The organism is Chryseobacterium sp. CBSDS_008 (assembly GCF_049959325.1).
GTDB lineage: Bacteria > Bacteroidota > Bacteroidia > Flavobacteriales > Weeksellaceae > Chryseobacterium.
The window spans coordinates 3,105,236-3,129,874 of record NZ_CP188202.1 but is presented as its reverse complement, the minus strand read 5'-3'; the positions used below and the strand labels follow the sequence as shown (position 1 = coordinate 3,129,874).

Genomic DNA, 24,639 nt, shown 5'->3' with positions numbered 1-24,639 from the left:
GTATTAAAGGATTATTAACTATGTTTTATTTACTATTTTAAGCTGTTTTTACCTTTTTTTTCTTTTTTCGCCCCCACCAGATCATAAATCCGGTAACCGGAAGTGAAGCACAGATAATACTTACAACGAAAGCAATAATCTTGGTGGGAAGCCCCAAAATAGCGCCTACGTGAATATCGTAATTGGCGTTTACCACCTTTTCGCCGAAGTTTTTATCCTTCGGATCATGAGTATGAAGAAGCGCTCCGGAGTTTTCATCAAAGATTAAGCTGCTGCTTTTATGATAAGAATAGGAAAGGTGTTTTACATATACTTCAAAGTTGGGGTGTTCATGGTCATCCATGTGCGGATGGCCTAAATCTATAGCAAAACCATAAGACTCGGGATACTTTGTCTGTACTGTATGGATGATTTTATCCAGTGTTCCCTCTGTTCTCAGCTCAACAGGAGCTTTTGTTTTAATGTGTGAGAAGTCAGGATACTTGGTTTCTCCCCCGGAAAATATTACATAGATCATCGCCTGCACCACAAAAAACGCATAGAAAAGTCCTGTAATTGAGAAAATTAAAGCAAATATTGATGCATAAAACCCCAAGACATTATGAAGGTCATAATTTTTCCGTTTCCAGCTTTTAATATTTTTCCATTTGAAAGCAAAACGCTGTTTTCTTGCCGCTTTGTTCTTTGGCCACCACAGAATAATCCCGGAAATAAGCATTAAGATAAAGATGATAACCGGAATTCCCACGACATAAGTTCCCCAATCCTGTTTCAGAAGATAACTCCAGTGGATCATTTTTACAATATTGAAAAATCCGTTTTTTTCATCATATACCCTCAGTACTTTCCCGGTGTAGGGATTGACATAAGCTTGTTTGTAGATCGGAAATTCATCAAAATAATTCCAGGCATCCGTATTATGCTCATACCAGAAGAACATATAGGACATCTTTTTGTCAATAGGAACGTTTACCCAGTGGATCGGATATTTTTCTTTTACCTGTTCCGCAACAGTTTTTTCCATCATTCTGATAGGAAGAACCTGCTTCTGTTCAATATTTTGCTCATGGTGGTAGATGACGTCTTTTCGGGTGATATTTTCCACTTCATCCTTAAAAACGTACAATGCTCCGGTAATAGAGATAATAAAGATCAGAAAGCCTATTCCCAGTCCGAACCACAGGTGCAGTTTTGCAGACCATTTTTTAAAGAATCCCGGTTTCTTTTTATGATGATGATTTTTCTTCATATTGCAGTAAAAAGTAAAGCAAAGATATTTTACTTTATCTCGTTTAATTAAAATTTATATTCAATCATGAATGTCCCCCTCATTCCAAGAGCATTCGTGAAATCACTGTCTCTTGCTGTCCACCATGAAATAGCAGGCTGATATACTTTGTTGAACAGGTTTTCAATACCCAATGACAGTCTCCAGTTGTTGCTGACCTCATAGCTTGATTTAAAATTAAAGACGGTATATTCAGGAACATATCCTTCACCATAAGCATACAATCCGGTCTTCGCATTGGGCTCAAATCTGTTTTGTTGGAACGAGTGAAGCATATCAAGACCAATGGATAAAGCAGGGACAGGTCTCGCCTGAACATAAGCCAATACTTTAGGCGCAGAAATTCTGCTGTTATTGATCTTTGCAGAATAATCACCATCATCTTTTACGGAAGTAATTCCTTCCATCCAGCTGTAGCTTCCGCCAAACTGGATCCATTTTACAGGAGTAAAGTGTAAAAATCCTTCCACACCGTATACAATTTCAGGAGATCGCTGAATCATTAATGCCCTGTCCGGGCTCTGTACGAATGAAGCTCCCAGTTTGGAAGTGCTTACATAAGAGGTTAATTCATAATTCAGCCAGCTGGAAAGCTGTCCTGTTGCCCCCAATTCGTAATTGTTAACGATGATTGGTTTGGTTTCTAAACTTTTAATAGTCTCAGAGGTTGAGGTTCTTAAAATTCTTCCTAACTCATTGATAGAGTAGGCCTGAGAGAAGCTTCCGAAAAGGTTGATGTAAGGCTCAATATTATAACGGATACCAATATTCCCTACCAATGCATTGTAGTTCAGTTTTCCACCTGCTACAGGAATACTTTTCGTGAAAGTTCCGTCACTTTTAAGGGTTGAAAGGGTATTGAAGTCATCTACATTCACTTTGATGTTTTCATAGCGAAGACCTCCTTTGATTGTGAATTTTTTAAAAAGATCAATTTTTGCCAATACAAAAGGAGCAATATTGGTCATGGTCATGTTGGGAGTCCAGAAACGGCCATCTTCCAGCTTTTGTACGGTTTCATCATTCAGGATATCCGCTCCGTAGATGATTTCTCCCTGAGAGTTGGCTGAATTCCAAAGCTGGGTATCAAAATTGAATCTTGCCCCTGCTTTTTTTGAGATCACATTAGACTGTCCGCCGTTGAAAAAGGTGTCACTGTATCCGTAAACGGTTTTAAAATCCTGATAATAAAGGTTGATATTCAAAGACGTTCCTGCGAACAGGTTTTTATTGTCATAGCTCACTCTGATATTATGGTTTTTCGGAGTTCCCTGCGGCGTTGTCTCCAGACCTTTTCCGATTCCTTCCCCAATGGTAGGCGTGATGCCGTATTTTCCTGTCTTTAATCCTACATTAAGGTCTGATCTTGAAGAATATCCGATGTAAGATGCTTCAATTCTTTGATTTTCGTTGATATTATAACCTATTTTCAGCAAGCCGTTGTAATTGTCCATTTTGGCAATGCTGTAGGTAGGGCTTATTAAAATACCATCCCCATCTTTTGTATAGCCCGTTCTTTCGTAAGCTAATGAAAGGGTATAATCAAATTTATTGATCTTTCCGGATAAAAGCTGGCTGGCTCTTACTCCTAAAGTACCACCATATGGCTGTCCAGTAAAGCCAATCTGTGAAATTCCTGAGATCTTTTGATCTGTTTTGTTTCTTTTCGTAATATAGTTGATGATCCCTCCGTCTGCTCCGTTACCATAGATGGACGAAGCTCCTTTGATTACTTCGATTCTTTCGATCGCTGAAGGATCTATAGTTCTTAAATCTCTGGCTCCGTTACGAAGTGGAGTAGATTGTGGAATTCCATCAATCAAAACCAAAACCTGGCGCCCTCGTAACGTCTGTCCGGTATTGGAAGTCTGCCCTGAATTGGTTCCCAAACTGGGAACAGTGTACTGCAGAATACTTGTAATATCTGAATTAACCGTTAGCTGTGACTGGATTTGTTTCTCTCCTACAACGGTAATGGAGCTGGGAACCTCTTTTATGCTTTCCTTTTTCCTGGAGGCAGTCATCACAACCTCATCCACATTTTTGGTTTGTAAACTATCTTTTACCTGGGCAAAAACAGTAGCAGTTCCTAAGCAGGCAGCTGATAAAAGCACTTTTTTCATTATATTTTCTTTCCTTTTTTCTTTCTTTTCCCCCACCAAACCAGAAATCCGGTTACAGGGAGCGATGTACACGTAAGGCCGGCCATAAACCAGATAATTTTTCCAATGATTCCAAAGTAGGAACCGGTATGGATATCATAATTGGCATTGGAATATTTCTCAGCAGTATTGAGATTGTGATGAGGTTTGTTGTTCAGTAGTTTTCCGGAGTATTTGTCGAATGTCAGGATGTTTCTTTCGCTATATCTGCCATCCAGTCCGTACACTGTTACCGGAAGGCTTTTCAGTTCTTTCCCTTTTTTGTTCTTTCCGTTTAAATTGATTCTGAAACTGGATGAACCTGCATACAATTTTTTGGTCTGCGCTGCGGCTAGATCAAAAACAGCTTCATTTTTTACCATCAGTGAATCCGGAGACTTGATTTCTTTTTCTTTTGGAGCTTCCCAATAACCGGATATCGCAAGGTTAAAGGTATTTTTTACATACAGATATGCAAAATAGATTCCCGTAACACTCATTATTAAGGCAATGAATGAAGCATAGAACCCTAATACATTGTGAAGATCATAGTTTTTGCGTTTCCAGTTTTTTACATTTTCCCAATTGAACCAAAAACGTCCTTTTCTGGCATTTTTATTTTTAGGCCACCATAAGATGATTCCTGTAACCAACATTATGATAAAGAGAACGGTCGGGATTCCTACAGTATAGGGTCCCCATTCGGAATTGAGCAGAAGTCCCCAATGGATATATTTCAGAATATTGAATACATCATATTTTTCATCATAAACGGCCAGGATTTGACCGGTATACTGATTTACATAAACCTGTTTGTTGATGCGTACCTGCTGGAAATAATTCCAGCCCTTTTTACTTTTTTCATAATAAAGAAATCGGTAGGATTTGCTTTTGTCTAAAGGGATTTCTACTGAGCTTAACGGATGTTTTTCGTTGAGTTCCAGTGCTACTTTTTCACGAAGCAGATAAATAGACAGCGGCTTTGTTCCAATATCCTCTTTTTTCAGATAAATGGCTTCTTTGCGTAAGCTATTCTGTACTTCATCCTTAAAAATATATAAAGTCCCTGATAGAGAGACTATAAATATAATGAAGCCGACGGATAAACCCAACCACAGATGCAGTTTTGCGGACCATTTTTTTGTTGAAGAAACTTTCTTTTTATGATGATGTTTTTTTCTCATAGCAAAAGGTTAACCCCATGAGGGGCTAACCTTAATTTTTAAAATTTATATCCTATTGATAATCTCCAGTTACGGGGAGCATTGTAGATCCATGCATATTCGCCGGCATCTCCTCTGTATCCGCTGTAAAGCTTTTTGTTAAGGACATTATTCAGCATCAGGTTGACATCAAATTTTTTAGCAACATAGGAAACTCCAAAGTTGGTATCAAAATAATCCGGAAGGCTTTGATCTTTCGTGGCATTTACTCCATACCATGATTGTCTTCCTCCCTGATACTGATATCCTGCTGAGATTCCGAAACCCTTCATAAGACCATTTTCAAACCTGTAGTTTACCCATGTATTCTGTACATTTTTTGCATTTCCGGGAGACTGTATTCCAATTCTTGTAGGATCTGTGTCTTTGACAGTTTTTGCATCTGTATAAGCATAATTGATGATAATATTCAGGCCTTTGATGATTTCTCCTTTGATATCGGTTTCAAAACCTCTTGCTCTTTGCTCACCAGTAGCGACCTGGAAAGGAGTCCCTCCATTTTGTTCTTTAGGACCAGCAACAAGGATATTTTGTCTTCTGATTTCGTAAACGGCAAAAGTAGAGTTCCACTTTCCTCCAAACCAGTCTTTTTTCAAACCGAATTCAATGTTCTGACCTCTGAAAGGATCTGTAATCTTAGTTTCGTTAACCCCGTTTCCGGATTGCGGAACAAAAGTCTTATCATAAATACCGTAAGCGGAGAAGTTTTGATTAATAGAATAGCTTATCCCTACTCTTGGGGTAAATTCGCCGGCCTTATCAGGCACAATAGGAGTTCCCGGGCTAAGGTTCGGATAGGCAGAATACGTTTTACCGCTCGTATATCTTCCTGCCAGTGTTACTCTCAATTTATTATCGAACATCTCAATCTGATCCTGAGCATAATAAGAGGTATATTTTACTCCCTGATCGTTATAAAAAGGAGCAGAAGTGTTTAAAGTATAAAAGTCAGATGACGGTAATTTTGAAGGATCTACACCATACTGAACATTATAAATATCTATTGGAAATAGCAGGGTTTCTTTACCATCTACAATTTTTGAATAGGAAGAAAAGTCTGCATTATATTTTCTGTCTCCGTAGTCGAATCCTGCAATTATTTTGTGTACAATATTTCCTGTATTCAGTTTTCCTCTTACATACGTCTGGAAAATGTGGTTTTTTCCTTTTGCCTGCCAGTTGCTTAAGGTTCTGTTCAATACATTCTTATTGGCCGGGTCAAAAGTTCCCCACCATGAACCTCCGTCATAATTCAGATCCATGTAAGCATACTGTGTGCTCCAAACCCAATCTTTGGAAAGTTTTTGATCTAAGCTTAAAAATAAACTCTGATCTTTTACTTCGGTCTTTTTAAAGTTCGGATCATTAAAGTTAGTGTGTACATTCAGTGAAGCATACCCGTCATTAGACATCAGATAAGCTCCCGGCTGATTGAATTTTAAGTATTGATAATTATATTGTGCCGTAAATGTAGTCGTCTTTGTAGGTCTGAAAGTAAGGGAAGGCGCAACAATGATTTTACTCGTTTTATCATTTTCAACCCAGGAATTGTTAGAGCTTCCCATTAAATTGATACGGTAATCTAACACGCCGTCTTTCACAAAAACCCCGTCAAGATCAGCTTCTCCTCTGAAAAGATTATAGCTTCCCGTTGTGAAACGTACACTGTTGGCAAATTTTCCCGTAGGCTTTTTGGTTACTACATTATAAAATCCGGCAGGATCTCCCATAGAACCCATAAATCCGGCAGGACCCTTTACAAACTCAATTCTGTCAATAATAGAGGCGTCCGGATTGATAGGACCCCACGTAGAAGAAACATTCATCCCGTTCATGAAAGTGGCAATACCGGCACCTCTCATGAAAACATTGGAATACACATTGTCCCAGTGTTCTACTTTTCTTGCCCCGCTTACATTACGAACAATTCCTTCAGACATATTCAGGGTAAGCTGGTCAGCAAGAACCTGTGAGCTTACAGACTGTACATTCTGAGGAAGCTCAAGAATAGGAGTCTGGATTCTTAATGAACCTGAAACCTCATTGAGCTTGTACTTCTGATAATATCTTCCGTTAACAACTACTTCTTCAATATCATTGGATTTGATGGTATCTTTTTTTTGCGCAGAAACCAGCATTGTTCCCAGTGCGGAAGCACAGATCAGTACATTTTTCATGAAAGTCAAATTTTCTGCAAATATATTATTTTTAACTGTTCTAAATAAATAATAAAGTTGATATTTATCATAAAATTATTATATAGTGAATAACAAAAAACCGCTATGACCAATGCCATAGCGGTTTTTAGATGATATTATTGTATTTTTCTTAAGCCGGAATTTCTCCTTTGTATAAGAAAGAAATAATTTCTTTGTTTAATTTGTCGATCATTTCACTGAATAAGTGGAAAGACTCCTGCTTATAGATGACAAGCGGATCTTTTTGCTCGTAAACAGCTCCCTGTGATGATCTTCTCAAGTCGTCCATCTCACGAAGGTGAAGTTTCCAGTTTTCATCAATGATTGATAAAGTGATATTCTTTTCGAAATCGTTCACTAAGCTTTCACAATGGGTATCATAAGCTTCTTTAAGGTCAGCTACAATAGTCATCGTTTTATGCCCGTCTGTGAAAGGAACCTGGATCATTTTGAACATCGATCCTTGATTTTGATATACATTCTCAATAATTGGGAATGATTTTTCTTTCAATAGGTTCAGCTTCATTCTATAGTCTTCCTGAGCTGCCTGGAATAAGATATTCGTCAGATCCTGAACATTTTTATTATTAAAGTCACTTTGCGAAATCGGAGATTCCATAGTAAAGGTTTTAATAATTTCATATTCAAAATCTTTATAACTTCCTGAAGCTTTTCCTTTCGCAACGATAGAATTGGCAACATCGAAAATCATATTCGTGATATCATATTTCAGGTGGTCTCCGAATAAAGCATTCTTTCTTCTCTTGTAGATTACATCACGCTGTTTGTTCATTACGTCATCGTACTCAAGGAGTCTCTTTCTGGTACCAAAGTTATTTTCTTCTACTTTCTTCTGAGCTCTTTCAATAGACTTGCTGATCATAGAGTGCTGAATTACTTCACCTTCCTTATGACCCATTCTGTCCATCATTTTAGCAATTCTCTCAGAACCGAACAAACGCATTAAGTTATCTTCAAGAGATACATAGAACTGAGAGCTTCCCGGATCTCCCTGACGTCCCGCTCTACCTCTCAACTGTCTGTCAACACGTCGTGAATCATGTCTTTCGGTACCGATGATGGCTAAACCTCCGGCTTCTTTTACTTCTTTAGAAAGCTTGATATCCGTACCACGACCTGCCATGTTTGTTGCAATCGTTACAACGCCCGGCTGTCCTGCTCCAGCTACAATCTCCGCTTCTTTTTTGTGAAGCTTCGCATTCAATACCTGATGTGGAATCTTTCTTAACTGAAGTGCTTTTGAAAGTAACTGAGAAATTTCAACAGAAGTAGTTCCTACAAGTACAGGTCTTTTTTCTGCTGTTAATCTTTCAATTTCTTCAATTACAGCATTATATTTTTCTCTATTGGTCTTGAAAACCAAATCTTGTTTGTCATGTCTCAAAATAGGACGGTTTGTTGGAATAACCACAACGTCCAATTTGTAGATTTCCCAAAGCTCTCCCGCCTCAGTTTCAGCAGTACCTGTCATCCCCGCAAGTTTGTTGTACATACGGAAATAGTTCTGAAGCGTAATAGTGGCAAAAGTTTGAGTAGCGGCCTCAATTTTTACATTCTCTTTGGCTTCAATCGCCTGGTGAAGACCATCTGAATAACGGCGTCCTTCCATGATACGGCCTGTCTGCTCATCAACGATTTTTACTTCACCGTCAATAACTACATACTCATCATCTTTTTCAAATAATGTATACGCTTTCAATAGCTGGCTCATGGTGTGAACACGCTCAGATTTTTCAGCAAAATCAGAGAAAAGTCTTTCTTTTGCTTCAAATTCTTCTTCTTTAGATAAATTTTTAGCCTCTAATTCAGCAATCTCAGTTCCGATATCCGGAAGTACAAAGAAATTGGCATCAGAGTTACCTTGAGACATGTATTCAACACCTTTGTCTGTAAGGTCTACCTGGTTGTTTTTCTCCTCAATTACGAAGTAAAGATCTTTATCTACAATCGGCATATCACGGTTGTTGTCCTGCATATACTGGGCTTCAACTTTCTGAAGCAATGCTCTGTTCCCGCTTTCCGATAAGAATTTGATTAATTGTCTGTTTTTTGGAAGACCTCTGTATGCCTGAAGTAATTTGAATCCACCTTCTTTGGTATTTCCGGCAGCGATTAATTTTTTCGCTTCGTTGAAAATAGCAGAAACCGTTTTCTTCTGAACTTCTACAATTCTGTCAATAGAAGGCTTAAGAACATCAAACTCCTGTCTGTCCCCCTGAGGTACAGGACCGGAAATGATCAATGGTGTTCTTGCATCATCTACCAATACAGAGTCAACTTCATCCACGATCGCAAAGTTCAGTTCTCTTTGTACCAGTTCTGAAGGTGATGTCACCATGTTGTCTCTCAGATAATCGAAACCGAATTCGTTATTCGTTCCGTAAGTAATATCTGAGTTGTATGCTTTTCTTCTTCCGTCTGAATTCGGCTGGTGGTTATCGATACAGTCTATAGACATTCCGTGGAACTGATAAAGAGGACCCATCCATGCGGAGTCTCTTTTCGCAAGGTAGTCGTTCACGGTTACCACGTGTACTCCTCTTTCAGGAAGTGAATTTAAATAAATAGGTAATGTTCCTACCAGAGTTTTACCTTCACCGGTTGCCATCTCGGCAATTTTACCGCTGTGAAGAATAACCCCTCCGATAAACTGAACATCATAGTGGACCATATCCCAAACTACAGGAGTTCCGGCAGCGTCCCATGAGTTTTTCCAAACAGCTGTGTCTCCCTGAATGCTGACAAAATCTTTTCCTGCAGCTACCAGTTCTCTGTCCCAGTCATTTGCAGTAACACGGATTTCTCCATTCTGAGCCCATCTTCTTGCAGTCTCTTTTACCAATGCAAAAGCTTCAGGAAGGATCTGAATCAGAATTTTTTCTTCAATTTCGTATGATTCTTTTTTTAGAGACTCAATTTTTGAGAAAAGAGCTTCTTTCTCATCAACGTTTGTTGAATTTTTTATCTGCTCTTTTATCTGTTCTATTTGAGCTGTGATCTTGCTGGTTGCAGATTTTATATTCTCTTTAAACTCAGCCGTCTTTTGTCTGAGCCCATCATCCGTCAATTGCTGGATGTTAGGTTCTACAGCTCTGATTTTTGTTACAACTTTTTTTACTTCTTTTAGGTCCTGCGCTTTTTTGTCTCCCAAAAACCCTTTAAGAACTTTGTTTAAAAAACTCATAAATTTTTTGCTTTATGCTTAATGCAAGATGCTTTAAGCGTTTTAAATGACACGCTTATCGTGTAAATTAATATATAAAAAAAGGCAAAAAAGCTCTAAGCACATAGCCTAAAGCTTATCGCTTTATTAATATTCGTCTTCGTTCCAAAGGAAATCTTCATCAGTAGGATAGTCACTCCATACTTCTTCGATAGATTCATAAATTTCCCCTTCGTCTTCGATTGCCTGAAGGTTTTCAACTACTTCCATAGGAGCACCAGTTCTGATTGCGTAGTCAATAAGCTCTGCTTTTGTCATTGGCCAAGGTGCGTCACTTAGATATGAAGCTAATTCTAATGTCCAGTACATAATTTTCTAATTTTTTGCAAAAGTATAAAAATAGGTTGTATAATAAACTTTTTTATACTTGATTTTCAATTCTTTTTATAATTTTTTATTATAAATGGCTGTCACAAACTGACTGGCAGCTATGTCAGCAATTTACTTAATGTCGTTTTCTCAAAAACCATTCCACAAATTTTTTTATGCCATTTTGGAAGTCTGTGGCTGGTTTATATCCTATTAAACCCTTTGCTTTGGTAATATCTGCATTGGTTTTTGTGACATCTCCGGGCTGCATTGGCAGAATTTTTTTAATGGCAGATTTTCCTAATGCCATTTCTATAGTGGCTACCATCTCTGATAAAGTGATTACCTGGTTTTCTCCAAGGTTCAGAATCTCATATACTCCTGAATTGTGCTCCAGGTAAAGGATAGACTTTGTAATTCCGTCAATAATATCATCTATATACGTATAATCTCTGGCCGTATTTCCGTCTCCATAGAAAGGTATTTCCTGATTTTCTGAAATAAGCTTTGTAAATTTGTGTATCGCAAGATCCGGTCTTTGCCTTGGCCCATATACCGTAAAAAACCTAAGCTGGATCATATCTATATGGTATAGGTTATGATAAACGTGGCCGATAATTTCTCCACTTTTCTTGGTGGCAGCATACGGTGAGATTGGATTATCTACATTATCTGTTTCTGCAAACGGGATTTTTTCATTATTTCCGTAAACACTTGAAGAGGATGCACAAATAAACTTTTTAATATTAAAATCCTTACACAGTTCCCAAAGATTCATAGTACCTCTTACATTCACTTCTTCATATTCCAGAGGACGTTCAATAGAAGGGCGTACCCCGGCAAGTGCCGCAAGATGAATCACCATATCAATATGATGATTTTTAAAAATGTCTTCAAGACCTTTCTGATCCCGGATATCCTGCCAATAGAGGGTATATTGGTCAGAAGAGCTGAGGGAAACCAAGTGCCGGATGTCAGCCTCTTTATCCGAGAACTCAAAATCCGGAATTTTGCCAATTGACTCTAAAGTATTTTTAATTTTTACCTGATAGTTGTAAAAATCATCAAAATTGTCAACGTTTATGACAGAATGTCCATTTCTTAATAATCGCTCAATTAAATGAGAACCAATGAATCCACTACCGCCTGTTATGAGATAAACCATTTGTATTTTTTATGGGTACAAAAATATAAATTTTACTTTTTGAAAAATATAATCATTAAATTTACTTAAAAAAGTAATATAAATATAATATGCAGTTTCAAGGGCAAATTTTAAAGATGACAAGCTACGATGATAAACCCATTCAATACTACCTCAGTCTTTCAGGAGATCTGATTCATATGAATGAGCTGTTTGGAAAGGAGTTAAGCATAAAACATGTTGGATTCCAATGTGTAAATTGTGGCGAAAATAAACCGGTTTACAGAATGGGATTCTGCAAAAACTGCTTTTTTGAAAGCCCTTATGCAAGTGATACTATTATCCGTCCGGAACTTTCTACAGCACATTTAGGGGTGGCAGAACGGGATCTGGAGATTGAAAAACAAATTCAGCTTCAGCCGCACACTGTGTATCTGGCTTATACAGGAGATGTAAAAGTAGGGGTAACCAGAAATACGCAGATTCCTACAAGATGGATTGATCAGGGAGCAACTTTTGCATTACCCATAGCAAGAACAGAGAACCGTTATGAAGCAGGAATGATAGAAGTAGCTTTAAAAGAACATTTAGCAGATAAAACCAATTGGAGAAAAATGCTGCAGGATGATTTTGAAGGAGAAATAGACCTTGCAGACTTCAGACAAAAGATCAAAGAATATTTTCCCGAAGATTTTCAGAAATTCTATAGGGATGGGGAAGAATTATGGATGTTTGATTATCCTTTTGAAAAACCTGAGAAAGTCTCTTCATTTACGTTAGACAAAAAACCAGAATTCACAGGAAGGCTTACCGGTATTAAAGGACAATATCTGGGATTTGAAGGAGTAAACTTCATCAATGTAAGAGGGCATGAAGGATATGTGATTGAGCTGGAAATCAGGAATTGATCGATATAAATAAAACCAAATCACACAATATGAGGAAATGGGTTAAAAGGATATTAATAAGCTTCGGAATCCTGGCAGTAATTCTTCTTGCCGCGAATTTCGGACTCAATATGTGGCTTAAAACCCAGCTTCCCAACTACATAAAAAAGAATACGGATTATAAAGTTTCCTATAAAACCCTGGATGTAGATTTAGGAACAGGAAATATCTTGGCTACCGCAATTTCTGTAAACAGTAAAGATCCGCAAAATACAGATGTAATTGGATTGCAGGGAACTGTTGATACCTTGAAAATAAGCCGTTTCGGGCTCTATGATGCTCTTTTTAATAAAAGAATAAGCTCTTCAGATTTGCTGCTGGCTAAACCCAATTTAAATGTCATTCTCGCAAAGCCGGCCGATCATAAAACCGGCAAAAAGAAAAGTCCCTTTTTGTTTGAAAATATCAGGATCAACACCGGGAAAATTGCGATTTTCAGGCATACCAGACAAAAATTTTTATCTGTACAGCAGCTGGATCTTTTTGTAGAAAATTTACAGATGACAGAAGAATCTGTAGAGAATAAACTACCGGTTGTTTTCGACAGCTACAGCATTAAAGGAGAAAAATTCTTTTTCCGTCCTGATCAAACATACGCTGTAACCATCGGGACAATTAATACGGCAGATGGACAAATGTCAGTGGAGAATTTCAGACTGACTCCGCTTCTTTCTTTTGCTCAGTTTAAAAGATTTTATCCTAAAAAAACAAGGCTATTTGAATTCAATGTTCCAAAAATGGAATTCAAAGACATCATATTGAATAAAAATAAGGTGTCTCTTGCCAATGCAGATATTCAGAATCCTGCTTTTACAGTATACAATACAGGAGTAAAAGAGAAAAAGAATGAGAAAAAATCAAATTTTGAAGTTGATTTAAAAAATATTAAGCTGAATAATGGCGTAGTTCAGATCAATAAACCAGATGGAAATAAGCTTTTATCTGCTGGGAATCTTAATTTAAATATCAATCAGCTGATATTTAATAAAGAAACTTCTGAACAGGTCATTCCTATAGGATACAAAGATTTTACCATTGCAGGAAGGAATATTGAATATTCCAATGCTCAGAATGTTACAATAAGAAGCTTAGCGTTGAAACCCTCAAATGGTGAAATATGGGATGTTATATTGACGCCGGCCTATTCTGCAACAGGAAAAGCAGTGACAGCATTAAAGACAAATCATATTGCCTTTAATATCAATAAACTGGAATTTGTTGACAAAAAAATGAATATTGACCTTAAAGATCTTCTTGTAGAAAACATCAACGGAACTTTTAAAGCAGGTGAAAAAACAACCCATAAGTCTGCGGAGCCCGGCATTATTAATTCCATTATTATAAGAAAAACATCCTTAAAAAATTCAAACATTACTTATGATAAAGGAAAACAGCCTTTAACTTTCCATGATCTTAATGCAACGGTAAATAATATTGAGTTATCACCTAAACCCAATCAACCGGGGCTTTCCTTCAAAGTGAAAGATTATTATATTACCACGAGAAACCTCGCTTATAAAACAGCGTTTTATAACATGAGTCTTGGGCTTCTTAAGCTGAATAAAAATAAAGTACAGATTAACAATTTTGCTATGAAGCCCCTTGTTTCAAGAGCACAGTTTATCAAGATGATACCTGTGGAAAGGGATCTGTATGATTTAAAAGCCGGACAAATAACGGCAGAAGGAGACTGGGACCTGTTTTCTCACAATAAAATGATCAATGCCTCCCAGGTAGAGATTAGGTCTGCAAATGCCAATATTTTCAGAAGCAAGATCCCGAAAGACGATCCAAAAATAAAAGCCTTGTACTCAAAAATGCTGCGGTCTATCAAAATTCCGCTGACAATTAATAATCTTGATCTGAAAAACTCCATCTTAGTTTACGAAGAAGATACTCCGGAAAGTTTGGGACCTGGAAAACTGACTTTCAGCAACTTTAATATGAATGTTAAAAACCTGAATTCTGCTAAAATAAAAGGAAAACCCACCAAAGTGGATATTAAAATCAATTGTTCTTTCATGAATCTCTCACCACTTTCCGTAAACTGGAACTTTGATGTCGCTGATCAGAAAGATAACTTTACAATTTCTGGTAAAACGTCCAATCTTCCCGCCAGTGGAATCAATCCGTTTATCAGACCTTATCTTCACGTGACGGCTACTGCGGGAACTATTCAGGAAATGCTCTTTAATTTTAAAGGAAATCCTGCCGGATTACACGGAACTTTTAACCTAAAGCATAAAGATCTTAAAATTGCCGTTTTAAATAAGAATAATCATGAGAAAAAAGGCTTTCTGACGGCTGTAGCCAATGTTTTCATAAAATCAGATTCAGGAAGTTTCCCAGAGTCTGTTGCTGTAGAAAACGTAGAACGTGATCCCACAAAGTCTTTCTTCAATCTCTTCTGGAAAGGAATTGAACAGGGATTAAAGAAAACACTGATAGGTGTAAATGTAGAAAACACTGAAAAGAAAGTGAAAAATGCAGTTTCATCGGTAAAAGAAATGAAACAGTCCGTAAAAGAAATAAAACAGGAGATCAAAAATAAAACCTCCAAAGCGGAAGATGAGAAAAAAGAGAAGAAAGGTTTTCTGAACAATATCTTCAAGAAAAAAGAAAAAACGGAAGAATAATTCCTTAAACCATTAAGGTAGACGATTGATTGAAATCTTCCGTTAAACGACCTTAATGGTTTAAAAAATTAATACCCGTTGTGCATTATGAATTAAAAGAGAAAAAGTTGTTCATTTGATTGAAAATCAGTAAAATGTATTAGCAATAAAACATTTACAATGAACAACTTGAATGCAAATTACGAAAGAATTTTGGAAGTTTTACGAAAAATATCAAATGAGAATCTACTGTCTTATCAAAGACGAGTTCCCAAGTTAAAGGATTTGGAATTGATTAGTCTTGCCTTAACCGCTGAATTTATGGGTATTGATAGTGAAAATCATCTTTTTCGACATATTCCCGATACAATTGGGCAAAAAATAGATCGAAGTGTCTACAATCGGCGCAAACGTAGATTGGCTACTAAGATTAATGAAATACGAATGAAACTAGCCATAAGTTTTAATGAATATGAGAAGTTCTTCATCATTGATAGTATGCCTGTAGAAGTTTGCAAACTTTCCAGAAGCCACACCTCGAAAATTTGTAAAGATGCTGAATATTGTTATCCAAACAGAGGTTTTTGTGCCTCTGAGCAAATGCATTTTTATGGTTACAAACTTCATGCGGTTTGTTCCATAAGTGGTATTTTTCAAAGTATAGATTTAAGTCCAGCCTCTGTTCACGACATTCACTATTTAAAAGATATTAAAGAGCAATTATCAGATTGTACATTACTCGGAGACAAAGGATATTTGTCATCTGAAATTCAAATTGATTTGTTCAATTATGCAAATATAGAATTAGAAACGCCTAGAAGACTGAATCAGAAAGATTACAGACCTCAATTTTATTTGTTCAAAAAACAGAGAAAGAGGATCGAGACCCTGTTTTCGCAATTATGTGACCAATTTATGATTAGACGTAATTATGCAAAGAGTTTTGATGGATTTAAAACCAGGATATTAGCTAAAATAACGGCTTTAACCGTTGTACAATTCATCAATAAAGCCTATTTCAATCGAAATATCAATAACTTAAAAGTCAGTATTATTTAAAATGCACAACGGGTAAAATTAATATAAAATAGAATCAGTTAAAAGTTGAATTCATCACTTTCTAAAATGGGAATGTCTCTTAAAAACCTGTCAAATTCCTCACCGGGATAATTGCTGTCTGCTCCGTAAGAATCTATAATCATTCCCCTGTTTCCACTATTGTCTTTTACGACATACAGAACAGCGCTGTCATCAGGATTACTGTCTCCTTCAAAACGATAAGTTTTCAAAATAACCAGCTCCGAAGGCTGATAAATTTTGTCTGAGTTCTCAAACTTCATTTCACATTTTTCATTCATTCTGAACTCCCTGTGTATTCCTCTTTCAGAAAGCGTTTTCATGACTTGGCTCAAGGTCGTCATTCTGTCAATGTTTTCTGGATTTTCCATAATAATATTTTTGTTGGTTAAAGTACAATAATTAAACCATTACAAGTTCTAAATGTAAGAAAAATAGCAGATTGTAGTTTCCTTAAAAATAAAGTTTAATGTTAACAAAATTTATAATTTGAAAAAACAAAATAGGTATACTTTTTGCAATGGTATCAACAATAAATCCGAGAAAATATGAAAAAAGAAGTTGGAGTTTTACTGGCAGGGGGAGTTGGTCTTTTGGCAGTATTAAGTTTAATAAGTATAAAAAAAATCTTGACTAAAAAAGATAAAAAATATAGTGATTCCTATTCGGATTATCACAGACACTTTGATGAAAAGAACCATGAGGATGAATACCATGGTGTAGAATTTTACGCAGTGAAGTAGTAAAAAAATATATTTAATTATGTTTAAATCCAACGCTTTTGAAAGTGTTGGATTTTTTTGTGGAAAACTTTAATGTTAAAACTCATTATTTTATAAAAAATCCATTATAATTTTACACCGGAATGCCAAACGAAAATTTCATAAAAGGTCAGGGAGCTCAGCGAAACGTTATCAACCGTTTCGACAGGTATACCTATGAGCCTGAAGACGAAGATTTCGAGACAGTAAAAACCTCTTTTACCGAAGTTTTCCCAAAAACCATTGTCAATCAGGTAAAAAGCGAAGATCTTCCCATGGAATATTCTATGAACCCTTACCAGGGATGTGAACACGGCTGCTCCTACTGCTTTGCCAGACCCACCCACGAATATTGGGGCTACAGTGCAGGAATTGATTTCGAAAGAAAAATCATGGTAAAGAAAAATGCACCCGAATTACTGGAGAAGTTTTTTCAGAAAAGAGGCTACAAAGCAGCTCCGATTCTTTTATCAGGAAACACAGATTGCTATCAGCCGGCAGAAAGGCAGTTTGAAATTACCAGAAAATTACTGCAGGTTTGCCTTGACTACAGACATCCTGTCAATATTCTCACAAAAAATGCATTGGTATTAAGAGATCTCGATATTTTAAAGCCAATGGCGGAGCAGAATCTGGTTTCCGTTTCTTTGAGCATTCCGACAATCAATGAAGAACTGAGGCGAAAGATGGAGCCAAGAACCAGTTCTGCAAAAAATAAATTAAAAGCCATAGAAATTCTTTCCGGAAACAATATTCCCGTGCATATAATGGTAGCTCCCATCATTCCCGGGCTTAACAGCGATGAACCGCTGAATATATTGAAAGCCATTTCTGATGCTGGAGCTTCCGGATTTGGATATACGCTGGTAAGATTAAATGATACCGTTGAACCTGTTTTCGTGAATTGGATTGAAGCTCATTTTCCTGACAGAGCGCAGAAAGTATTAAATCTCATCCGTTCTATGCGGGGCGGGAAGCTCGGAGATAAAAGATATTTTGAAAGACAGAGAGGAGAAGGAAATATTGCTGAAATGATTCACACAACTTTTAAGATCGGCAGAAAGAAATTTTTTGAAGGTAAAGAATTTCCTAAACTTTCAACAGCTAACTTTACCGGAACCCGTGACCAGCAATTGAGACTATTTGATTGATCATACCTCAAGAAGCTTATTCATATATAATATATAGTATTAAATATAATATATAGTATAAACAATCTTCATAATCACGGCTCCAGCCCTCCAACCCTCCAGCCCTCCGACTCTCAGCCCCTCCAACTCCCCACCGCAATCTGCGGGGTACCATTCCTATCAGGGCTAGGGAAGAAGCTGTTGATGAATGATAAATGATAATTGATAAATGATAATTGATGAACGATAATTGATGAATGATGAAGTTCCCGGGTTCGGGTTCCGGGTTCCGGAATATCCCATTCTGTATCATCATCAGTTTTTTATATTTTATAAGGAGGCTTTATCCTTTTACATTAAAAAGCTTGTATGTATATATATATACATACATCATCTGTGAACATCTGTGTAATCTGTGGTTCATTAAAAACAAGTAGGAGCAAGCTTCATCAGGTTCTCCTCAAAAAGGCTTTCTCTTTTTATATACCTCTATTATATACATTATATCTGTGAAAATCTGTGTGATCTGCGGGAAAACCCATATCATCCTATATCCATCACAACAAAAACATCCAATAAGAGCGGGCTACCCTTCTTGGCATACCCAGCCAGGCCGCAAACGCCAGTTTACGAAGCAAGCCCGGTCTTCCCCAGAAACACCCGCCCTCTGGGCTTTACCCCAACCCTATATTGTTAAAAGCATGTATTCGTTATAATATAATTTAATTACCATTACCCATTATCGTTACCTATAACCTATAACCTATAACCTATAACCTGTCAGCTATAACCTATACCACCCAACCCCTCTCCAACGCTCCCACTCTCATACCCTCTGACCCACCATCCCCCATTCCAAACAAATGTTTAAAATTTTTCTCACTTTATTTCAGTTGGTTAAGGTTCCATATGAAGGGAATATGAAATTTAAGTTAAATAAATTTGTTTTGCGTTGTAAGAAGTTGCTATCTTTGCCCCACTGAAAAACGAGAGAGATTCGGTAGCGCAGAAGAGCCTTTAGATAGGCAGAGACGATATTACTTCCAAAAAGAAACAGACGAAAAAAACATCAAAAACTTTTCACAAAAAAAGTTGCGGGTTAAAAAAGAGTTTGTATCTTTGCAGTCCCAAACAGGGAGCGCAGGAGTAGAGAGCGATTGAGGGTTATGGAAGGGGTTAAGGTTACTTAAAAAACTTTAAAATTTTCTTTCAGGACATTTGGTCAAATCAAAATAAAGTTTTACTTTTGCACTCGCAAATGCGGAGCGCCACTGACAGAGAAGAGTGCTTCGTTGAAAAGCGAAAGATAAAAAGATCATTGACATACAATATAACAACCAAGTAAGGAAAAACTAAAGCGTTAAAAAACTTTGAGTGAGTCAGACAAACATACAATGGAGAGTTTGATCCTGGCTCAGGATGAACGCTAGCGGGAGGCCTAACACATGCAAGCCGAGCGGTAGAGTCTCTTCGGAGACTTGAGAGCGGCGTACGGGTGCGGAACACGTGTGCAACCTGCCTTTATCAGGGGGATAGCCTTTCGAAAGGAAGATTAATACCCCATAATATATTAAGTGGCATCACTTGATATTGAAAACTCCGGTGGATAGAGATGGGCACGCGCAAGATTAGATAGTTGGTGAGGTAACGGCTCACCAAGTCTGCGATCTTTAGGGGGCCTGAGAGGGTGATCCCCCACACTGGTACTGAGACACGGACCAGACTCCTACGGGAGGCAGCAGTGAGGAATATTGGACAATGGGTGCGAGCCTGATCCAGCCATCCCGCGTGAAGGACGACGGCCCTATGGGTTGTAAACTTCTTTTGTATAGGGATAAACCCAGATACGTGTATCTGGCTGAAGGTACTATACGAATAAGCACCGGCTAACTCCGTGCCAGCAGCCGCGGTAATACGGAGGGTGCAAGCGTTATCCGGATTTATTGGGTTTAAAGGGTCCGTAGGCGGACTCGTAAGTCAGTGGTGAAATCTCACAGCTTAACTGTGAAACTGCCATTGATACTGCGGGTCTTGAGTGTTGTTGAAGTAGCTGGAATAAGTAGTGTAGCGGTGAAATGCATAGATATTACTTAGAACACCAATTGCGAAGGCAGGTTACTAAGCAACAACTGACGCTGATGGACGAAAGCGTGGGGAGCGAACAGGATTAGATACCCTGGTAGTCCACGCCGTAAACGATGCTAACTCGTTTTTGGGCTTTATGGTTCAGAGACTAAGCGAAAGTGATAAGTTAGCCACCTGGGGAGTACGTTCGCAAGAATGAAACTCAAAGGAATTGACGGGGGCCCGCACAAGCGGTGGATTATGTGGTTTAATTCGATGATACGCGAGGAACCTTACCAAGGCTTAAATGGGAAATGACAGGTTTAGAAATAGACTTTTCTTCGGACATTTTTCAAGGTGCTGCATGGTTGTCGTCAGCTCGTGCCGTGAGGTGTTAGGTTAAGTCCTGCAACGAGCGCAACCCCTGTCACTAGTTGCCATCATTAAGTTGGGGACTCTAGTGAGACTGCCTACGCAAGTAGAGAGGAAGGTGGGGATGACGTCAAATCATCACGGCCCTTACGCCTTGGGCCACACACGTAATACAATGGCCGGTACAGAGGGCAGCTACACAGCGATGTGATGCAAATCTCGAAAGCCGGTCTCAGTTCGGATTGGAGTCTGCAACTCGACTCTATGAAGCTGGAATCGCTAGTAATCGCGCATCAGCCATGGCGCGGTGAATACGTTCCCGGGCCTTGTACACACCGCCCGTCAAGCCATGGAAGTCTGGGGTACCTGAAGTCGGTGACCGTAACAGGAGCTGCCTAGGGTAAAACAGGTAACTAGGGCTAAGTCGTAACAAGGTAGCCGTACCGGAAGGTGCGGCTGGAACATCTCATTTTAGAGCGTCTTTTAGGACGATAAACAAAATTAGTATCGCAAGATACAAGTACTTACTTAAAGTAAAGCTTTAGTTTTTTGTTTGGTTGGTTATATTAAAAAATACAAAACCCACTAGAAATTAGTAAAGGGATAGAGAGATTTTAGATTATAAATTATAGATTTTAGATTTAAATAATCATTTAAAATTTTCAATTTAAAATTTAAAATTAATAATGAAGTCTCGTAGCTCAGCTGGTTAGAGCGCTACACTGATAATGTAGAGGTCGGCAGTTCGAGCCTGCCCGAGACTACTAATTTTGAGTACAGGAGTTTGATAGTATTAGAGTATAAGGGTTTAAGGCTCAAACGCTCTAAGACCTTCACTCACCCACTCAACTAGAGGGGGAATTAGCTCAGCTGGCTAGAGCGCCTGCCTTGCACGCAGGAGGTCAAGGGTTCGACTCCCTTATTCTCCACAGTTTTGGAGGTTTAGTTTGAAAGTGACGATTGGAGCCAAAAACAACAATTGTTTACTAAACCAAAAGAAAGACATTAAGATCATTGACATTAACGGTAAAGACATCACAAAGAGAAAACCGAGCGCATAAAGCGCTTGAGTAACCAATAGGAAAGAAATCGTTAAGGGCGTATGGCGGATGCCTAGGCTTTCAGAGGCGAAGAAGGACGTGGTAAGCTGCGAAAAGCTGCGGGGATTGGCACACACGAATAGATCCGCAGATGTCCGAATGGGGCAACCCGGCATATTGAAGATATGTCACCTCTTAGGAGGAGCAAACCCGGAGAACTGAAACATCTAAGTACCCGGAGGAAAAGAAATCGAAGAGATTCCGTAAGTAGTGGCGAGCGAAAGCGGATTAGCCCAAAAGTCGTTATATGTTTAATAGAATGTTCTGGAAAGAACAGCCGTAGAAGGTGATAGCCCTGTATATGAAAGGCATATTTTGATGATAAATGAGTAGGGCGGGACACGTGAAATCCTGTCTGAATATGGGGGGACCATCCTCCAAGGCTAAATACTCCTGAAAGACCGATAGTGAACAAGTACTGTGAAGGAAAGGTGAAAAGCACTTCGAATAGAAGGGTGAAATAGAACCTGAAACCGTACGCCTACAAGCGGTCGGAGCAGCGTAAAGCTGTGACGGCGTGCCTTTTGCATAATGAGCCTACGAGTTAATTTTACTAGCGAGGTTAAGGTATTAAGTACCGGAGCCGGAGCGAAAGCGAGTCTGAATAGGGCGCATAGTTAGTAGGATTAGACGCGAAACCTTGTGATCTACCCATGGGCAGGTTGAAGCTCTGGTAACACAGAGTGGAGGACCGAACCGGTTGACGTTGAAAAGTCTTCGGATGACCTGTGGGTAGGGGTGAAAGGCCAATCAAACTGGGAGATAGCTCGTACTCTCCGAAATGCATTTAGGTGCAGCGTCGCAACAAAGTTTATTAGAGGTAGAGCTACTGATTGGATGCGGGGGTTTCATCGCCTACCAATTCCTGACAAACTCCGAATGCTAATAAATGTTCTGCGGCAGTGAGGGCATGGGTGCTAAGGTCCATGTCCGAGAGGGAAAGAACCCAGACCAACAGCTAAGGTCCCAAAATATATGTTAAGTTGAAACAACGCGGTTGGACTGCATTGACAGCTAGGATGTTGGCTTGGAAGCAGCCATTCATTTAAAGAGTGCGTAACAGCTCACTAGTCGAGCGGTCCGGCATGGATAATAATCGGGCATAAACATATTACCGAAGCTATGGATTTATATTTAAAATATATCTGGTAGGAGAGCATTCTATTTGCGCCGAAGCAGTATCGTGAGGTATTGTGGAGCGGATAGAAAAGAAAATGTAGGCATAAGTAACGATAAAGCAGGCGAGAAACCTGCTCACCGAAAGACCAAGGCTTCCTCAGCCATGCTAATCAGCTGAGGGTTAGTCGGGACCTAACGCGAACCCGAGAGGGGTAGTGGATGGACAATGGGTTAATATTCCCATACTTGCTCACACTAAAAAGGGGACGGTTGGATGTAGCTGCTAAAGACTGACGGAATAGTCAAGGCCTAGCCTTCGGGCGAAGCTGCTGTAGTGTAATCTGATCCAAGAAAAGCCGAAGTGAAGCAACCCGTACCAAAACCGACACAGGTGGTCGAGGAGAGAATCCTAAGGTGCTCGAGTGAGTCGTGGCTAAGGAACTAGGCAAAATAGTCTCGTAACTTCGGAAGAAGAGACGCCATCAGCAATGGTGGCCGCAGTGAAGAGGCCCAGGCGACTGTTTATCAAAAACACAGGACTCTGCTAAATCGAAAGATGCTGTATAGGGTCTGACACCTGCCCGGTGCTGGAAGGTTAAGGAAGGTGCTTAGAGTTAAATCGAAGGCATTGACTGAAGCCCCAGTAAACGGCGGCCGTAACTATAACGGTCCTAAGGTAGCGAAATTCCTTGTCGGGTAAGTTCCGACCTGCACGAATGGTGTAACGATCTGGGCACTGTCTCAGCCACGAGCTCGGTGAAATTGTAGTATCGGTGAAGATGCCGATTACCCGCAATGGGACGAAAAGACCCTGTGAACCTTTACTATAACTTCGTATTGACTTTGAGTAAGTAATGTGTAGGATAGGTGGGAGGCTTTGAAGCAGGCACGCTAGTGTTTGTGGAGCCAACGTTGAAATACCACCCTTTACTTACTTGGAGCCTAACTTCTTTCAGAAGGACATTGCGTGGTGGGTAGTTTGACTGGGGTGGTCGCCTCCAAAAGAGTAACGGAGGCTTTCAAAGGTACCCTCAGCACGCTTGGTAACCGTGCGTAGAGTGTAATGGCATAAGGGTGCTTGACTGTGAGACCTACAAGTCGATCAGGTGCGAAAGCAGGACATAGTGATCCGGTGGTTCCGTATGGAAGGGCCATCGCTCATAGGATAAAAGGTACTCCGGGGATAACAGGCTAGTCTCCCCCAAGAGCTCACATCGACGGGGAGGTTCGGCACCTCGATGTCGGCTCGTCACATCCTGGGGCTGGAGAAGGTCCCAAGGGTTGGGCTGTTCGCCCATTAAAGTGGCACGCGAGCTGGGTTCAGAACGTCGTGAGACAGTTCGGTCTCTATCTATTGCGGGCGTTAGATGTTTGAGAGGGCTTGATTCTAGTACGAGAGGACCGAATTGAACAAACCTCTGGTGTATCAGTTGTACCGCCAGGTGCACCGCTGAGTAGCTACGTTTGGAAGAGATAAGCACTGAAAGCATATAAGTGCGAAACTCGCCTCAAGATGAGACATCTTTTAAGGGTCGTTGTAGATGACGACGTTGATAGGCTATAGGTGTAAAGACAGTAATGTCATAGCCAAGTAGTACTAATTACCCGTAGATTTATAGTCTATGGTTACTATTAAACCAGGTGCTTTATGTGCATTGAAGGTTTTGTCTTTGTGAAAGTTTTTATCGATAAACCAGATGTCAGGTATAAGACCTCAGATAGCAGACTTAAAGTCTGAAATCTGAAATCCAGCCTCTGATATCTTATATACCTTCTTTAGGGTGGTTTTAGCGGTGGGGCTCACCTGTTCCCATTCCGAACACAGAAGTTAAGCCCACCAGCGCCGATGGTACTGCTAACGCGGGAGAGTAGGCCGCCGCCAGTTTTTATTTTATTTTTAAAATCCT

13 protein-coding genes, 2 tRNA genes and 3 rRNA genes are annotated in these 24,639 nt (G+C 39.1%); 10 read left to right on the top strand and 8 right to left on the bottom strand.

What is annotated here, in order from left to right; translation table 11 throughout:
• Positions 1-37: 37 nt before the first annotated feature.
• From ACP3T3_RS14065 to ACP3T3_RS14035, 7 genes are all read right to left on the bottom strand, one after another.
• Complete coding sequence (locus ACP3T3_RS14065; RefSeq protein ID WP_426476463.1) at positions 38-1,249, bottom strand: PepSY-associated TM helix domain-containing protein; 1,212 nt, start codon at positions 1,247-1,249, stop codon at positions 38-40.
• A gap of 47 nt (positions 1,250-1,296) precedes the next feature.
• Entirely contained in the window at positions 1,297-3,411 is a 2,115-nt protein-coding gene (locus ACP3T3_RS14060) for a TonB-dependent receptor (RefSeq protein ID WP_426476462.1), read from the bottom strand.
• Positions 3,411-4,613 carry a PepSY-associated TM helix domain-containing protein gene (locus ACP3T3_RS14055; RefSeq protein WP_426476461.1) on the bottom strand — a complete coding sequence of 401 codons (1,203 nt, stop codon included), beginning with the start codon at positions 4,611-4,613 and terminating at the stop codon, positions 3,411-3,413. Before ACP3T3_RS14055 ends, ACP3T3_RS14060 begins: the two co-directional genes overlap by 1 nt.
• A gap of 38 nt (positions 4,614-4,651) precedes the next feature.
• Positions 4,652-6,829: a TonB-dependent siderophore receptor gene (locus tag ACP3T3_RS14050; protein WP_426476460.1), complete on the bottom strand. Its 2,178-nt coding sequence runs from the start codon at positions 6,827-6,829 to the stop codon at positions 4,652-4,654.
• Positions 6,830-6,980: 151 nt separating this feature from the next.
• Positions 6,981-10,055: a preprotein translocase subunit SecA gene (gene secA / locus ACP3T3_RS14045; RefSeq protein WP_426476459.1), complete on the bottom strand. Its 3,075-nt coding sequence runs from the start codon at positions 10,053-10,055 to the stop codon at positions 6,981-6,983.
• A gap of 126 nt (positions 10,056-10,181) precedes the next feature.
• A complete protein-coding gene (locus ACP3T3_RS14040; RefSeq protein WP_002662059.1) occupies positions 10,182-10,403 on the bottom strand; it encodes a DUF2795 domain-containing protein in 222 nt (73 codons plus the stop codon).
• Between the two features lie 136 nt (positions 10,404-10,539).
• Complete coding sequence (locus ACP3T3_RS14035; protein ID WP_426476458.1) at positions 10,540-11,568, bottom strand: GDP-mannose 4,6-dehydratase; 1,029 nt, start codon at positions 11,566-11,568, stop codon at positions 10,540-10,542.
• Between the two features lie 89 nt (positions 11,569-11,657).
• On the opposite strand from ACP3T3_RS14035, the gene ACP3T3_RS14030 reads away from it, so the two are divergent.
• The 3 genes from ACP3T3_RS14030 (at position 11,658) to ACP3T3_RS14020 (ending at position 16,168) form a co-directional block, all read left to right on the top strand.
• Positions 11,658-12,455, top strand: coding sequence for a DUF2797 domain-containing protein (locus ACP3T3_RS14030; protein WP_426476457.1), 798 nt, complete (start codon positions 11,658-11,660; stop codon positions 12,453-12,455).
• Between the two features lie 29 nt (positions 12,456-12,484).
• The gene (locus tag ACP3T3_RS14025) at positions 12,485-15,130 is read left to right on the top strand and encodes a hypothetical protein (RefSeq protein WP_426476456.1); all 2,646 of its coding nucleotides are present in this window, start codon (positions 12,485-12,487) and stop codon (positions 15,128-15,130) included.
• A 159-nt stretch (positions 15,131-15,289) separates the two neighbouring features.
• The gene (locus tag ACP3T3_RS14020) at positions 15,290-16,168 is read left to right on the top strand and encodes an IS982 family transposase (protein WP_426476455.1); all 879 of its coding nucleotides are present in this window, start codon (positions 15,290-15,292) and stop codon (positions 16,166-16,168) included.
• A gap of 38 nt (positions 16,169-16,206) precedes the next feature.
• Here the strand turns inward: ACP3T3_RS14020 and ACP3T3_RS14015 are convergent, their stop codons facing one another.
• Positions 16,207-16,557: a hypothetical protein gene (locus tag ACP3T3_RS14015; RefSeq protein ID WP_426476454.1), complete on the bottom strand. Its 351-nt coding sequence runs from the start codon at positions 16,555-16,557 to the stop codon at positions 16,207-16,209.
• Between the two features lie 177 nt (positions 16,558-16,734).
• Here ACP3T3_RS14015 and ACP3T3_RS14010 point away from each other — a divergent pair, with 177 nt between their 5' ends.
• The 7 genes from ACP3T3_RS14010 to rrf all read left to right on the top strand — a co-directional run bounded on the left by ACP3T3_RS14010 (position 16,735) and on the right by rrf (position 24,617).
• On the top strand, positions 16,735-16,929 hold the full coding sequence (locus ACP3T3_RS14010; RefSeq protein ID WP_426476453.1) for a hypothetical protein: 195 nt from the start codon (positions 16,735-16,737) through the stop codon (positions 16,927-16,929).
• A 122-nt stretch (positions 16,930-17,051) separates the two neighbouring features.
• Positions 17,052-18,098 carry a PA0069 family radical SAM protein gene (locus ACP3T3_RS14005; RefSeq protein WP_426476452.1) on the top strand — a complete coding sequence of 349 codons (1,047 nt, stop codon included), beginning with the start codon at positions 17,052-17,054 and terminating at the stop codon, positions 18,096-18,098.
• 1,370 nt (positions 18,099-19,468) lie between these two features.
• Positions 19,469-20,985 (top strand): 16S ribosomal RNA (locus tag ACP3T3_RS14000).
• Positions 20,986-21,203: 218 nt separating this feature from the next.
• A tRNA-Ile gene (locus ACP3T3_RS13995) sits at positions 21,204-21,277 on the top strand.
• Between the two features lie 91 nt (positions 21,278-21,368).
• Positions 21,369-21,442 (top strand) — tRNA-Ala (locus ACP3T3_RS13990).
• A gap of 153 nt (positions 21,443-21,595) precedes the next feature.
• A 23S ribosomal RNA gene (locus tag ACP3T3_RS13985) occupies positions 21,596-24,353 on the top strand.
• A gap of 156 nt (positions 24,354-24,509) precedes the next feature.
• Positions 24,510-24,617 (top strand): 5S ribosomal RNA (rrf, locus tag ACP3T3_RS13980).
• The 16S, 23S and 5S rRNA genes sit together here with 2 tRNA genes alongside, the layout of an rRNA operon.
• Positions 24,618-24,639: the final 22 nt, after the last annotated feature.